Source organism: Bowmanella denitrificans (genome assembly GCF_002887595.1).
GTDB classification, from domain to species: domain Bacteria; phylum Pseudomonadota; class Gammaproteobacteria; order Enterobacterales; family Alteromonadaceae; genus Bowmanella; species Bowmanella denitrificans.
In genome coordinates this window covers 38,788-54,189 of record NZ_PEBU01000004.1, presented here as the reverse complement: position 1 = coordinate 54,189, position 15,402 = coordinate 38,788, and the positions used below count along the sequence as shown (strand labels likewise).

General features: G+C 49.9%; 12 protein-coding genes. 3 read left to right on the top strand and 9 right to left on the bottom strand.

Annotated features, from left to right (window positions below):
* Nucleotides 1-122 precede the first annotated feature (122 nt).
* The gene (gene suhB, locus CSR04_RS09410) at nt 123-902 is read left to right on the top strand and encodes an inositol-1-monophosphatase (RefSeq protein ID WP_102796278.1); all 780 of its coding nucleotides are present in this window, start codon (nt 123-125) and stop codon (nt 900-902) included.
* A 45-nt stretch (nt 903-947) separates the two neighbouring features.
* On the opposite strand, the gene CSR04_RS09405 is transcribed toward suhB, so the two are convergent.
* The 8 genes from CSR04_RS09405 to CSR04_RS09370 form a co-directional block, all read right to left on the bottom strand.
* Nucleotides 948-1,526: an outer membrane beta-barrel protein gene (locus tag CSR04_RS09405; RefSeq protein ID WP_102796037.1), complete on the bottom strand. Its 579-nt coding sequence runs from the start codon at nt 1,524-1,526 to the stop codon at nt 948-950.
* The gene (locus tag CSR04_RS09400; RefSeq protein ID WP_172449301.1) at nt 1,526-7,897 is read right to left on the bottom strand and encodes an Ig-like domain-containing protein; all 6,372 of its coding nucleotides are present in this window, start codon (nt 7,895-7,897) and stop codon (nt 1,526-1,528) included. Before CSR04_RS09400 ends, CSR04_RS09405 begins: the two co-directional genes overlap by 1 nt.
* 287 nt (nt 7,898-8,184) lie before the next feature.
* On the bottom strand, nt 8,185-9,498 hold the full coding sequence (locus tag CSR04_RS09395) for a TIGR03032 family protein (RefSeq protein WP_102796035.1): 1,314 nt from the start codon (nt 9,496-9,498) through the stop codon (nt 8,185-8,187).
* A 44-nt stretch (nt 9,499-9,542) separates the two neighbouring features.
* Nucleotides 9,543-10,805, bottom strand: a complete 1,263-nt coding sequence (locus tag CSR04_RS09390) for a S8 family peptidase (RefSeq protein ID WP_102796034.1) — start codon at nt 10,803-10,805, stop codon at nt 9,543-9,545.
* A gap of 32 nt (nt 10,806-10,837) precedes the next feature.
* Nucleotides 10,838-11,395, bottom strand: coding sequence for a phage tail protein (locus CSR04_RS09385; protein ID WP_102796033.1), 558 nt, complete (start codon nt 11,393-11,395; stop codon nt 10,838-10,840).
* Nucleotides 11,396-11,406: 11 nt separating this feature from the next.
* Nucleotides 11,407-11,928: a phage tail protein gene (locus CSR04_RS09380; protein WP_102796032.1), complete on the bottom strand. Its 522-nt coding sequence runs from the start codon at nt 11,926-11,928 to the stop codon at nt 11,407-11,409.
* A gap of 11 nt (nt 11,929-11,939) precedes the next feature.
* Complete coding sequence (locus tag CSR04_RS09375; protein ID WP_102796031.1) at nt 11,940-12,482, bottom strand: phage tail protein; 543 nt, start codon at nt 12,480-12,482, stop codon at nt 11,940-11,942.
* A gap of 39 nt (nt 12,483-12,521) precedes the next feature.
* A complete protein-coding gene (locus CSR04_RS09370) occupies nt 12,522-12,818 on the bottom strand; it encodes a DUF6916 family protein (protein ID WP_102796030.1) in 297 nt (98 codons plus the stop codon).
* A gap of 712 nt (nt 12,819-13,530) precedes the next feature.
* Between CSR04_RS09370 and CSR04_RS09365 the strand changes: the two genes are divergently transcribed.
* A complete protein-coding gene (locus tag CSR04_RS09365; RefSeq protein WP_146027139.1) occupies nt 13,531-14,289 on the top strand; it encodes a hypothetical protein in 759 nt (252 codons plus the stop codon).
* Nucleotides 14,290-14,376: 87 nt separating this feature from the next.
* Entirely contained in the window at nt 14,377-14,889 is a 513-nt protein-coding gene (locus CSR04_RS09360) for a hypothetical protein (protein ID WP_102796028.1), read from the top strand.
* Here CSR04_RS09360 and CSR04_RS09355 read toward each other — a convergent pair.
* Nucleotides 14,879-15,394, bottom strand: a complete 516-nt coding sequence (locus tag CSR04_RS09355; protein WP_245921504.1) for a GNAT family N-acetyltransferase — start codon at nt 15,392-15,394, stop codon at nt 14,879-14,881. The two genes, CSR04_RS09360 and CSR04_RS09355, sit on opposite strands and share 11 nt — an antisense overlap.
* Nucleotides 15,395-15,402 lie beyond the last annotated feature (8 nt).

The window sequence follows — 15,402 nt, the reverse complement described above, 5'->3', positions numbered from 1 at the left end:
TGGCAATTTTCTGCGGGTCTGATAGACTGCGCGCCGCTTTTGACGCTGGTGTTTTTTCCATCAAGTCAGTATGGCTTGAGGAACCGGCAGATTCCCGTTCTTTCAAAATTGGTGGTGACTCTATGCATGCAATGCTGAATATTGCCGTGCGCGCAGCTCGCGCGGCCGGAAACATTATCGTCCGTGGTTATGAAAACCGCGCCGACCTGATGACTGAAGCTAAAGGCGAAAATGACTTCGTCACCCGCATAGACAAAGAGGCCGAACAGGCCATTATCCATAAGATCAAACAATCCTATCCTGAACACAGCTTTGTCGGCGAAGAAGGCGGCATTGTGGAAGGCGATGACAACTACAAGTGGGTTATCGATCCTCTGGATGGCACCACCAACTTTATCAAAGGTATTCCCCACTTCGCGGTATCCATTGCCCTGATGCATAAAGGCAAGCTGGATCAGGCCGTGGTATTTGACCCGTTGCGCGGTGAGCTGTTTACCGCTTCCAAAGGTGCCGGTGCCCAGTTAAACGGCTACAGAGTACGTTGCAGCAAAACCCGAGACCTGAATGGGACCGTATTGGCTACCGCTTTCCCGTTCAAACGTAAGGAAAATCTCGGTCAGTACCTGAATAGCTTTAACCAGATCTTCGAACAATGTGGTGACATTCGCCGCAGTGGTTCAGCCGCATTAGATATGGCCTATGTGGCTGCTGGCCGCTACGACGGTTTCTGGGAAAAGGGTCTGAAGCCCTGGGATATGGCTGCCGGTATGCTGCTGATACAGGAAGCCGGTGGTCTGGTCACCGACTTCGATGGCGGCCACGAGCCAATGAAATCCGGTAACGTGGTCTGCGGTGGTGCTAAAGTAGTGCAGTCCATTGTTAAGAGCCTAAAAGCGAGTTAACTCTATATACATGGAAAAGGGTGACTGCTGGTCACCCTTTTTTATTTAAAACCGATATTCCGCTCCCAACCGCCATTCTCCTACAGGCTCATCTAAAGCATAGTGACGATAACCAGTTAGTAACGACCATCGCTGATTAAACTTATAAGAGAGCTGCGCCCCCATCAGCCAGTCCGTATCACTCAGATGGCTTTGCTGCCTGCTGGCACCAACACGACTGTCAATATCCGCTTGCCAACTATACAAACCAAAGGAGCCGCTAAGTAGCCATTGGTTGTGTTGCCAGAGCCTGGCATCCAATCCCAGAGTAAAGCCACTGGGCAGTATAGGGGCCAGCTCTTTAAGGCTAACTGGCAAGTTTTGCTGGGAAATCACGACATCTTTGATTTGCAGTTCAGCATGTCCCAAGTCCTGGTAGCCTGCAAATAGCCGCCACCCTGGCGCATACTCATAGCCTAGTTCAAGCCCCCAACTGACACTGCTGTCATCAACCTGGGCAAACTGAACCGACCCCATGTCTGATATATCGGTATCACTGTAACCCAGACTGACACGTAAATCTGTTGTGGCCCAAACCAGTTGGCTGCAGGTCAAACCTGCCAGTAATAGCATCCTATATTTCATCACAGATTTTTCTCCCTGCCTCTGAACATGCTAAGTAGCATCAGCAGCACAAGCCATGCGCCAAGTCCCCCGCCACTACTCTTATTTACCACAGTGACTTTCTCCATCGCTTTCACCGTGACACTGACCAGGCCCTGTGCCTGAGCTCCGTTATTGTCTTCAATCAGGTAAGTAATCACATCAGTGCCGCTAAAGCCGGCTTCCGGGCTATAACGCAGGGTACCGTCAGCATTGATACTGACATTGCCCCTTTGCGCACTGGCAGATATCAGAGTCAGCGGATCGCCATCAGGATCCGAATCGTTGCTCATCACAACAATGTTCAAGGCAGTGCCCTGTTCGGTTGTAGCCTCGTCAGGTAGGGCTATGGGAGACTGATTAGCCACGATTGTCACTTGTACATTAGCGGTAGAAGTGCCGCCTTTTCCATCACTGATACTATAACTGATGTTTATCACCCCGCCGTAATCCTGCGGCGGGGTAAAGTGCAGTTTGTTGTTTTCTATAACCACCTGTCCCAGCTCAACAGAAGCGCTACTGATGGTCAGACTGTCACCATCACTGTCCTGATCATTAGCCAGCACATCAAGCTCAATACTGGTATTCCAGGTCATACTGACCACATCGTCCTGTGCCAGAGGCTGCTGATTACCGTTCAAAGGCACTGCCACGCCGCCAGGATCCACAATACTGCCATTGGCTACACCATCATCATCGTTGGGACCGCCGTCTTGAATTTGTAGCTGCACACAGTGATGACCTGGTGTTAATCCAGATTGCCATTGAGCATCACCAGGAGGAGGACAAATACCCGGTTCCCCTAAGGTGCTGAAGACCTGATTGTCAGCATCAAGCACAAAGTCTTGCCACTGACCACTGACAAATTTGCGATACACTCCCCCCTGCGGCACAGGCAACTGCTGCGGGATCACCAGCCTGTAGCTTTGACCAGCTTCAGGCAAACCATAAGCGATGAAATCGAACAATCCGCCCACATTAACGGCCCCGTCATCACCCGGAAGCTGATTAGTCATCTGCTCTTCACCTAGTTGCAAGCCACCCAATCTGTTGGTAGCGGCAACACTGCCTTTGCGTAAGCAGGCGCCAGGCTCGCCCTCAGCCAAAAAGCCCAATCTGGTTTCCAGTGTCTCAGGCATAACGTTGCATTCATTAATCGCATCCAGGTAATCCGGAATACCATCAGCATCGCTATCGGCAAACCCTTCCTCGTTATCAGGAATCAAATCACCATCAGTATCAGCATCGGTCAGTTCCGGCAGACTGGCTGCAACGTCAACAAATACGCTTTCCCTGGCAATGAGGTTAGGATTGCCATTATCACTGGCCAATAGCGTCACAGAGTATATTCCTGGCGATACACTGCTTGGGTTAAACACAAACTCATTATCAGCGGTGCTAAGGTTGTCGAAGCCAGATTGCCATTCCAGCGTTATCTGGTCTGAAGGATTAGGGTCTGTTACTTGCGCAAAGACGGTGACATTACCACCTTCCTGACTGACACTGAGCTGCGTTTTACCCTGCTGCTGCACACTTAAACTAATTTTTGGCGCAATATTGCCATCTCTTATACTGATCCGGGTGCTGGATCTTGCCCCCAGATTCAAAGATGGACTCAGGCCTATCACCACGCTTTCTTCAGGTTCTGCCAAGGCATCGGACAAGATAGAAAAACTGACTGAGCTTTCCAGCCCAGCGGCAATGTTCATCACCCCATCTTGCAAATCATGGTCTGCAGCATCAGCACTGCCGCTCACCGAATAAGGAATAGAAACAGGATATTCCGGACTGGGGCCATTTAGTATTGCGCGTATCGTGACCTGATTTCCTTCAGAAACCACCTGATCCTTACTCAGAGACACAAGCGGAACAACGCGCACCGTTTGGCTCGCCGTATTACTACGGCCGGCACTGTCAGTGGCTTGCCAATAAACTTTATGTAAACCTGGTGCTAATAAGGTGTTTCCGGCCACCAACGACACAGCTAATGCATTGCCCTGGCTGTCACTCGCGGTGGCGCTGCCCAGGTCCACTTTAGTAAACAATCCGGTGGCGTTTACGGTGATATCAGCGGGCGGGGTGACAATGGGGGCAGACGTATCGCCCCCCTCAATACTGGCATTGACAGTAGTTTGACTGGTTCCGCCCTGCCCATCACTGATGCGGTAACTCAGACCTGCAGAGCCCTGATAGCCTGCAGGAGGCTGCCAGTTCAACCGGCCCGCAGATACGGTGACGCTGCCGACACTGGTTCTGGCGCTTTGGATCTGCAGGGTATCGCCATCCACATCGTTGTCGTTTGATAGTACGTCCAGGCTATAATTGCCGCTTTGATTAAAAGCTAACACCAACTCATCGGCCATGGCCACAGGAGCATCGTTTACCGGCGACAGCTGAATCGTTACAGAATAGTCTTCAGAATTCTGCTGACCCGCCCTGACACGATAACTAAAGCTATCTTCGCCATGGTAATCCTTGTCGGGCTGGTAGTGCCAACCAAGACCTGCACTGTTGAGCGTGCCATGAGTTGGCCCACCAACCAGTTCGATCGTCAGCGCCTGTCCCTGCGGATCCTGCAATTGGGGGGTGATGGTCAGACCTTGATCTTCAGCGCCACTTAGCTGCATATTTTGTCCCACTGGACTTGCTACAGCATTAACCTGAATATTAAAAGCAGGCAGGGACGCTGTTGCCTGGCCATCGCTAACAGTGATCACTATGCCGGTAAAGATACCAGCCTGTGCATTACCTGGGGTACCTGTTAAGGCGCCGGTCAGTGGATTAAAGGTAGCCCAACCAGGCTGATTGCCGATGCTAAAAGTCAGGCTGTCTCCGTCGGCATCTGCAGCCGATGGAATAAAACTGTAGGACTGCCCGGCATTTACAGAACCTGCAGGAGCCCCGCTGATTTGCGGTGCAATATTGGTAGGTGGCGGTGGCGTTGAATTGGTGCGAGTCAGGGTAGGCACATCCACTGCCGCAGAACTATTGTCGGCTTTGTCTTTAGCCACCACCACAAAGTTATTGGCACCAATGCTTAGTGGGGCGCTTAATGTCCAGGCGTTGGTTGCGACTTGCCCACTTGCCAGCACTGTGCTGTTATCTGCTATGCCATCGTTATTGCTGTCGGCATACAGAGCCACCGTAATACCATTTTCACTATGCGTACCGCTGATTGTCTGACTGGCACTGGTCACAGACTGGGGCGCAGCCGGTGTGGTCACCACCGCAGCAACCGGGGCAGTGGAATCTTCTATTATCAGCGGCACCACCACATAACTCGATGCATTGCCCACTGCATCTACTGCCCTTATGCGGTACTGATGCTCGCTATCCTGATTTAAGGCTCGCGTAAACTGCCAACTGTTGGACGCCACCGCAATACTATCAACAAAGGTGTATTCCAGCGTGCCGCAAACATCCAGATATTCTTCCAGCTCAATACTGACCGCATTTTCGCTATGGGTACCTTGTAGCTGGTAGTTGGCGGCATTGATAAATATCGCCTCAGTAGGCGAACCTAACACGGGGACCACCGGCAATGTGCTATCCACTCTGGCATTGCTGGTATCGGCCGTGGTGGTGCTGTTACCCGCATTATCCACCACCCTCACCGATGCATTCCAGTTACTGCCATCGAGACCATCTGCCAGGGTATAAGTGGCGCTCCAAATGCCTGCATTCTCGCTGGCTGCCACAGCACTGCCACCGCCAAAGGCGCTGAAATTGACAGTCACACCATTCAAGGTGTCACTGTTGTTATCGCCCCCAGCACTGTTATTCCAACTCACCGTCACCTGGTCACCGGATTTAAACGCCCCACCGATACCACTGGCACCCGACACACTAATATTGCCATCAGTCACAACCGGTGCCTGGTTATCTACCGTGGCATTGGTGGTATCTGACCTGGTGGTGACGCCACTGGAGCCTGTGACCGACACCGACACATTCAGATTGGTACCATCCACTGTACCACTGGTGATGGTATAGGTTGCCGTCCAGACACCCGCATTCTCGCTGGCTGCCACTGCCGCCCCACCACCAAACGCACTGAAGTCGACGCTAACCGCTGTGATGCCACTGTTATTGTCACCTCCTGCACTGTTATTCCAGGTGACCGTCACTGTGTCGCCCGTTTTATACGCCCCGCCCTGTCCACTGTCGCCACTGATGCTGATATTACCGTCTGTCACTGTAGGGGGCGTTCCGGAGGTAATATTGGTACTGTTAACGGCTGTCAGACCACCAGATGTAGCGCGAAGAGCCAGCGTATCCACCAATGCGTTATTGGTGTATTGAATAGCCAAGCCAGTAAAGGTAGCCGAGCCTGATGCAGGTGTCAGCGTCACTGTGGTGCCAGAACCGTCTTGGTCCCCTGTACCAGTCAGACTATTTACCGTTCCATCTACCACACTGTCATTCGGGTCAGTCACAGACAACACTATGTCTGTGCTATAGCCAGTATCAGTAACATTGTTGACGTCCTGGGCTTGCACCACCGGCACGGTGGAAAAACTGTTGCTAATGCCAGTGGTAATAGACGTTGGTGCGGGTTGTGTGCTGAACACCAGCTTGGTCGCCACAACATCTGAGGTCACTGGGTTAGCATCCACCGCTGGCAAGTTAGTCCCCACGCCATCTTCATCGTTAGCGGTTAAGGTAAAGCTCTGCTGATCAGCGGTTGCGGTATAAATCAGGTTAGTAAAGGTTGAAACCCCGTTCACCGCCATAATATCCACATCACCAGAAAGCGTCCCTGCACTGGATTCAGTCAGCGTGACAGTTTCGGCAAAATCCAAGTCGGTATTACCAAATGCGTCCCGCGCAGCGACTACCGGTTGTGTACTTATGGCTGAACCAGAGGTGGAACCGGATGGCTGTGTCGTAAATACCAGGGTCGATGCAACCACATCCAAAGTAGTGCCAGTGCCATTGGTCACCGCCGAGGTTATGCCCATTTGGGTCCCTGAGCCTGCCACAGTCAGATCCGTATCACCATCAACACTCAGTATCACCGTATGGTCTTCTGTAACAGCCGAGTTGTTATTGTAATAAGCATTGACGGTATAGGTTTCGCTGCTGCCGTTTGCAACGGAAATACTTAAGCCTGAAAATGTGATGGTATCAGAGCCTGCGTTGTAAACGCCTGTTACATTGGACGCATCGTTTCCATTCAAGCGCCAGGTGATATTTGCCCTTTCAGTGTCCGTTGAAGTACCAGACACATTGACCACAACCTGAGAGATTGCCATGGCAAGACCATCTGATGTCCCACCGTCCGATAAGGTAAAGTCAAACACATTGACAGCTTCACCAACTGTATCCACAGTGGTATCCAGCCCCATGGGTTCAGACACACCACCAGCGGCACTCAGATCGCCATCACTGTTGGGGGAAGCCGTGGTGAAATTTACCAAGGTGGCAGAGGCTTGCAGGTTAGGGCTTCCCTCATCATCCTCAGCCACAGCATAGAGATCATATGCAGTCCCTGCCGACAACCCTGTAAATGCTTCACTCCCTGTCGTGCCAGCGGTGGCAAAACTGCCGCTGGTGAGGGGCGCCCCTCCGCCGCTGTCCTGGCCCGCTTTGACCTGGCCGGCACTGGGTGCCCCCGCGCCATCTGCCACGACAACATAGTAGGCTGTTCCTTCCTCATTTAAGTCAACAGATAAGGTGCCGCCAGTGAATGTTAATGTTCCAACAGAGGGGGTGGCATTTTCAAAGGCGGGAGCCGTCGTATCACTGACGGTGATCGAGAAGGTTTTCTGGAATGAATCCGTACCATCGTGGGTCTGTATACAAACGTTGTAGCTTCCAGCTGTGACACTACCTGCGGTTTCCAGGTCTTTATTGGCATTATCAACCTGGAAGCTGGCATTATCATCATCGCCAGAAGCACCACAACTACCGCTGCCCGACGCACCATTAGTGACTAGTGAGTAAGTATGTGTGTCGCCTCCATCTGCATCGGTAGTACTCAGACTACCAATCACTGCACCGGCACCGGTGGAAGCATCACCTATACTGCTATTGTCCAGGCCGATATTGGTGGGGGCGTTGTTACCGCCGCTGTTCCAATTATGACCAGCACCGGTACAGGCATATTTTGTTGTGTAAACACTTGGCAATACAGTACAGGAAGTGAAACTTTTGCGACCGGTATACCCGGAAAGATCGCCACTCAATTCACTCGTAACGACCGGTGCCTCATTCAGCAGACCGTTTTCTCTGAGGAAATTAAACGCATCTGTTTCCGGCTGACGGTTTTCCCTGTTTGCGTTCTCTCCGCTTAGATTGTCCCAGGATAGACTGTCCACATGACTGAGAGAACGCGCATTGCGGCTGTACACCGAGAACGGATTCTTACTTTTCCTGTCTGTGAGGTCAGAAGCATGCTTCTGCGACGTTGCTACTACCGATGTATAAAATTGCGACCGGTATCTTGACTGGGCCCCTGAGGAGGATCGCACTGAGGCAACGCCGGGCTGAGCCAGCATCATTGCCGGTATACCAGCCTTAACAGCCAAGTTTAGTCTATCGCGAATAGAACTGCTTCTGCGGGTCATCGTTTTACCTACCCTATCTTATTAACAAATATGCTATTGCCAAGCATGTCGCCAGCAATCTTACGCAAGCTTTATATGAGATCACCCAAACTGGTAGCCAGTCCTCTGCCCATTCCACTTTGTAACGGTGGAAAGCAGAAATGATTCCTCATTCTTGGATGAGAGGGCTCAATTACTTCTGGAAAACTGCAGCCGGGCAAAACAGCCACGTCGTATATCTGATCAACGTTTCCGCTGAATCTGATTTGCCCAACCTGAGTACCGTCTTCCAGATTAAATACCCAAATTCCAGAATATGTTTCGTCATACTTTTCCCCAAGGGGAGCCGGGCGGGTCACGTCCGACTTACGAACTTTTGACAGGCCGACAAACATTAATGGTCCGTAAAAACTTATGCCTCTGGTAAAGCCCGGAACCTCCGCGATGGTTTTCAGGTCTCCTGTATCAGGGTTGTAGCTGCAAATCTCGCCCTGCCCAGAGTTGCAAAAATAAACCCGCCCCTGATACCAACGTGGGGAATGAGGCATCGACAAATTCTCAAGCAGAATTTCGTTTTTCTGAACATCTATCAGTGTTCCTTCAAACTTACCTGCCCTATTTCGCCAGTTAGTTGCCTGGTTATCCTTAGAGAAAGTTGTGACATACCCTGGTCGACCATTTTTAAGCGCCATACCATTCAGATGGCAACGATCTTCCGGTGCCAGCTCTGAAATAAACGGAGGTTTCCATTGAGGAACAAAACTGAAATCCGGCTCTAGGGTACATAAACATGAAAAACTAGAATTGACGGCCCATAATCCGTCATCACCCCAGTCAATATCATGAATGTTGATCATGCCGGAGTAATGTGCGGACCGGGTGATAAAACACGCGTCCACACGCGGGTCTGCGGGCTGAAACAGGGACTCCTGATATTCCTGCCAAAGCTTCAACTGACGTTCAAGTCTTTCCAGGTCTTCCTCACTTTCCGCCAGGGCAGAAAGGGGCAGGTCAAAACCGGACTGCTCCAAAGGGTCATCCAGCCCTTTTTTTGCTTTATCAGAATCAACCCTCGGGGCCGTAATATCGTCTTCGATTCTCTCCAGCGGCTGTTTTATCTTTTCCAGCAACCCGTCCTCTCTTTGAAATCTCAGGACCTGGGTAAATATGCCCAGCGTCACCGAGTCTTCTGTGACCGAGATGCCCATAGGGCGCGAAAACCTTTTGAAATTAATATCCAGCGACTGACCATCACTGCGAACCAGCATCAAGCGTCCTGCCTGATATGAGGTAAAGATCAAAGACACATTTAAATGCTTTAGAATTGCCGGCAGATTCGCACTGTATTCAGCACCGTAATCCATTTCCTTGTACTGGTCCTTCAAACTATTCGTTTCCTCAAACATTCACCAATCCTGTATAGCCTCTCATTTGTTGTACCACTCCCTGCTTAATAATTTCTGATGTGACGCTCGATATCCACTAATGTCATTTCGGGATGGGTCGCCAATAGCTCAGCGATAACACCACTGGCCCTCGCAGCGGCCAGTGAGGTTCCATTAATTTTGCTAAAGCCACCTTTGTTCGCCGTTGACAGATAGCTGCTGCCATCAAGATAGCCATCAACACTCTCCCCCCAGTTGCTGTAACGGGCTTTTACCCCACTTTTTGTTTTAGCTCCGATAACAATCGCTTCTTCAATGCTGGCCTCATGCAAGTTTGGCGCTAGCACTATCCCATCATTGCCGGCCGCAAAAACTACTGCGATTCCTTTTCCCTCCCGACCTGAAGTTGCGAGATCATGAACAACATCTCGGACCGGCTCCAGCAACCACTCACTGTGCCAGCTGCAATTGATCACATCCGCGCCGGCCAGCCGGGCTACCTGGAACGCCAGCAATGTCTGGGAGGTCCAGGTATTGGGTTGCCTAATGGCAATCAATGTTGCCCCGGGAATCAGCCCTTCAACTTCATTACCATTTCGGTCCGCAAACAGTATCCCGGCAATTCTGGTTCCATGGCTGTCCTGAGGTAGCTTCGGGGATGCATCAAGGGTCCGGGTTTCAGTGTCATACTGGAAAGCCACTTTGGTCGAAGTAAATTCAGGATGGGTCAGATCAAAACCGTCATCGATAATGGCAACCCTGACAGCTTCCCTTTCGGGCAGGATGTGTAAATCAGGCTCAGCGTGTTGTGGCATCGAAGTATTCTCTACAGAGACGCCTATCTGCTCTGACACCATTGTTTCATTCCGGCGTATATCCCGATCAAGGCCGCTTAAGCGGTTCAGCTGCAGTATGTCTGGCTGAGCAAGCAGTACCTTTGGATGCAACTCCAGTAGATCAATAATCTGTGTCAGGTGTTCGGGCGATGTCAGTTCTATCATCAGATAATTGAAATCCTTTGCCAGATAGAGCTCAGTGATACTTACGACATTCCTATCCAGTCTGGCGATTTCCGATTGACTCAACGATGGCAGAGCTTTGATGACAACCCTGTTGGAAATACGGAATTCAACTTCCCCAGCTTTTAGTTGATAAACTCCTGACTGCCCCACAGCCTCATAACGCTGGAAAAAATTATTGAAATGCACCACCTCGTTGGCCGTCGCAGCGAAGGGAAATACCAGGGATATAAGGAACGCGAGGTACAAGTTCATTTCAATTTTAATCTCATCATCATTCCTATCGTTTTCTGCGGCAGTATCCTTCATGTTATCGCTAAGAATACTACCGCAACTGCCCGTTAATTTCTTGATGGGTATTGGCCGAAGACACAGATACAAAATGGAATCACGATAAAAGGCTGCCGGTTTTCATGAGGCTGACTTGAGCCTGCTACTCCCACCACTCCACTGTTGAAAGTCAGTGAGGGAGTACTAATCGGCGGTGTCTTAAAGGCTGTAACCGAAGGTCCAAACTGAGGCCCCAGATAGGCCTCATCTGACGCAGTGTCAGATGCGTCAGCCAGAGTTCCGAAAGCGGTCGTAACATCTGCATGGTCATGGCTCGGCATCTCACTTATGGTCAAGGTGACAGCGGCGTCCCCTCCTCTTTGGCCAAGAAAGTGAGGCATCACTCCTGGTCCCGTTCCACTATTTCCACCAACATGAAGAGGGGCACGCCCCATAAGATTGGGTAACCCCAATGTCGTGCGAGCGTCACCTCCATAGATACTGCCAATTAATGAAAACAGTGCTTGATTTTGAGCGATCGCAAGAATTTGGCCGTTACAAAAATACCAGTCAGCCGGGCTGAATGTATAAGGCAACATTCTTATTTCAGCAGTAAATGGCGTTGACATAATTCAGCTCCTTAATTTCTTGAGGGATAGGTTCCCTGCAGGGCAATGATGAAATTAATTCCACAATAAGGCATTTGATTACTGTGGCTCCCCCCTCCACCGGTGGGAGACAGAGCATCATCAGCCAACTTCCCTGTCGTTTTCAGTGTGCTGGCTGTAAAATAATGGGCGCCCTCGGCAATGGAACCATCTTCAGGAGTCTCTGTTACTGCCGACTGATTGCTGACATTGAAGCTGTGGTTATGGCTGGGTAGCTGATCAACGGTCAGAGTCACAGTATCAACCCCGGCCAAAGTGCCAATATTCCAATTGAGTGACTGCCCCACCGCTGTACCTTTATTTACCGGCACCCGACCTCTCATTTCCGGAAGCCCGAAGGAAGTACGTCCATCTCCGCCATAATTCGTACCTAAAAGGGAAAACAGGGACTGATTTTGCGAAATTGCCATGAGTGTTCCATTGCAAAACGCGTAATGCAGAATGGCAAAGTTTCCTGCAAACATGCGAATATCGCCTAAATATGGTTGCGCCATGATAAAACCTCCTAATTTCTGCTCGGATAAAGACCTTCCAGGGCAATAACAAACAACGTGCCGATGGAAGGCTGAATGTTATAGTGCGACTGCCCTCCCCCTGTGTAGGAAATCATATCCGGAACAAGGGCGACATTAGGTCCGGAGTTGCTGTAGTAGGAGGCATTTGCCACAGCCATGGTGTTTCCGACACCAGACTGGTTGGAATAGGGAACAGCAGAATTTCCTGCCTCGTTGGAGGCATTGAAGTTATGAGTATGTGCTGGTACTTGTGAAAGGCTCAGCGTGACATATTCCAGCCCACCAATCTGACCGCGAGTGTAGGTCGTCGAAAAGTCAGATTCAGCATAGTTGCCCATGTGTATTGGAACTCTTCCCTTAAGCGAGGGAATGCCAAAAACCGTCCGGGCATCCCCACCATAGGCTACGCCTAACAGTGAAAACAGAGCGGCATTGTCATTAATAGCAATTAGCTGTCCATTACACTCAGCCCAATCAACAGGTGCGAAGGTATATCCAACCTGTTTGATTTCACCTACAAATGGTTGTGACATGAGGTCTTCTCCTTGTAATTTATCCCGTTATACCCAGCGTTATTCAGATTTCTTACGGGATATAACAATCTGGTATTTATCCACGGCATGGGGACACATGAACAAAATAGCTTCGCCAAAAGCATCGCTTTTCAGTTTGTAATTTCCCTGACCACAATGCTCTTCCTCCTTGCCCAAAAGCAGAACAGAAAAAGACTCGAACTCTTCGTCTTCCTTGTCCGGACGGGTTACCTTCGTAATCTTAAGCTCTGCAATCTGCTTATCTGAGTCAGGCTCAAACACCTGAACATCTTTGCCGATAGCTTGCTGCAGTGTGTCATAGGTAAATTTTTCCATGTTGATCCTCCTTTAATGGTTGTTATGTCAAGCTGAACAACCTCAGGCACGGAATACATCCGGTTTCCGTTTGCCCACGGCTTGCCCTTATCGTGACGACTCATTCACAGCAATACCTATAATGACAAAAGAAAAAACTCTGGACTGACGCTCAGGAATCAGGAAAGAAGAAAACGCCGTAGCTGAATGAAGAAAGTGAGAAAAGGTATGACGAACTCTGTGCTTACATCCAAAGAGGTAAGAGCATTGTCTATGCACTATGTCGATTGTCCTGCCAACCATCCGGAGCTGTTTCCCAATGTCTTCCATTTCAGTAGTCCTTGGAATCATAAGCTAGTACGGGGTGACCGACTGAATCCCATTAAGCCACAATAGAACCGCACTCTTCAGGTCTAACTGTCGCCACAAAGGCCAAGATTTCAATCTGTTGCCCTATCAAGACAGGTCGCAATAACCTGTTCAATTAGCAATCAGTATAGCTCAGCAATGAAAATCACAAGGAAAGTATAAAAAACAGCAACACTATAGTTAAGGTCACCTTTACACCATAAAATCAGAAGTGGATGTGGTCGCTCGTTTGCAAACCTTGGCAGCTAAACCATAATAAGAATTATGGTTCGCATTGGCATTGAACAGAAAGTGATTTTGACGCCATTGGCAGCCTACACAAATCAAGGGGACGTATCAGGGAATGATTCAAGGGATGGGGAAGATGAGCGTCGTATTTGTACTATCAACAGGAAGGTGCGGCACCCAGTGGCTATACCATTTTCTTAACACCAGGCTACCGGATTGCTGGGAGGTCACCCACGAGCCGATAAACTTTGATTACGCGCCCATCAATAACTCCCCGTCCCAACCGCTTAACAAGAACCCGCAGATACTCCTGAATCATCTGGCATATATTCAAGACAAAGTGTGGAGTCATCGGTACTACGTTGAATGTGGTTTTCCCTGCTGGCGCCATCTGGGTTGGTTTTATGAAGAGCTGAATTGCCCGGTTAAAATCATTTACCTGCACCGGGATCCGGTTCAGGTTTCTCGATCCTGGCTCAAACAGAATGCCTTTGTTCCCCCTATTCTGCCTCACCTGAGTACCAAGGAATTATTTCACCCAGCGGCTCCAGCGGCACAACTTCCCCACTATCAAAACGCCTGGTGTAAGCTGACACCTTTCGAAAAAGGGCTGTACTACTGGGCAGAAGTTCAGCTTCAGGCGACCCGATACAAATCAGAGTGGCCAACGGGAAACTGGTTCGAGCTGCCTTTTCAACAGCTGACTGATCGCAGTGTACTTCAGGATTTAATGGGTTTTCTGAACAACGATGTGGAGATTAAAAGTATTGACGTTACCCCACGGGATAAATTCCAGGGCATTGAACAGGATGCCGTTGACGAGTCACTGATTCATCGGCATCCGGACATTCTTCGGGAAGCTACTAGGCTTGGGTATTTAGGCTCGGATATTTAAGCTTGGATATTCCAGCTTTCTTTCATGACCTGATATTTCACGAACGGACCAAAACCCGCGGTTTTGAAACTGCCAGGCAGGTGCAAAATGACAACATCAGATACAGATAAAATCGTTGCTTTTCTGAGAAGGGTTGGCATTAACGTCCACTATTCTTCTATTGAAACCAAAACGTTCCTGCCTGGTCTGCTGATTGAACGGGGTCAGCTCCTTATCGACAGGGAAAAACTGAAGTATCCCGGCGATCTTCTGCATGAAGCCGGGCACATAGCAGTGACAGAACCTGAACACAGACCCCGGTTGACTGGTGATGTCCATCAATGCGGACATGGTCCTGCAGAGGAAATGTCAGCCATCGCATGGTCCTGGGCTGCCAGCCGGGAAATAGGCATTCATCCCGAAGTATTATTCCATCCCGATGGCTATAAAGGCGCTTCTGAAAACTATATAGAAGCCTTTCAACTGGCACAGGGTTTTGGCTACCCCATGCTAATTTACTGGGGCCTGACCAATCCTCCCGGAGAGCCTGACGGTTACCCGAAGATGGCACGCTGGCTTCGAGCGAGCCCGAGTGCTCCCCAAAAGAGATCTAGACGATAATTTTCCGTGCCTCAGGAACCCAAGCCATAAATTCGTAGGGAGGCGTGATATTCTGTACAGAAAAGCCCAATTTGAGATAAAGCTTTTTGGCCTGAGTATTGGTCGATAACACTGACAATGTCAGGGGCACTCCCACTTGCGCTGCGGCATTCTGCAAACATCTCATCACTTCCTCACCAAATCCTTTTCCTCTGGCCACTGGAACAAAGGCAATGTCCATGATTCGGATCTCATTCGGGCCAAAGTCAAGGGTGACCTTACCGATAGGCTGCTGCTGTTTTTCGACCACAAAATACATTGCGTTGGGAAACTGAGAGCCATAGCCTTCGGTCTGGGCGCGAAACTGCATCTGGATAATGGACTCGACGTAGTCCCGCTCTCCTTCCATGTACCGCAGGTCTTCTCGTGTAGCGTTGTGCAATTGTTCCAGGAATGGTTTATCCGTAGGTTTGGAAGGACGAATATTCAGCCCTTGCCCGAGGTTCATTCCATTCATTGTGTTCATAACCCATC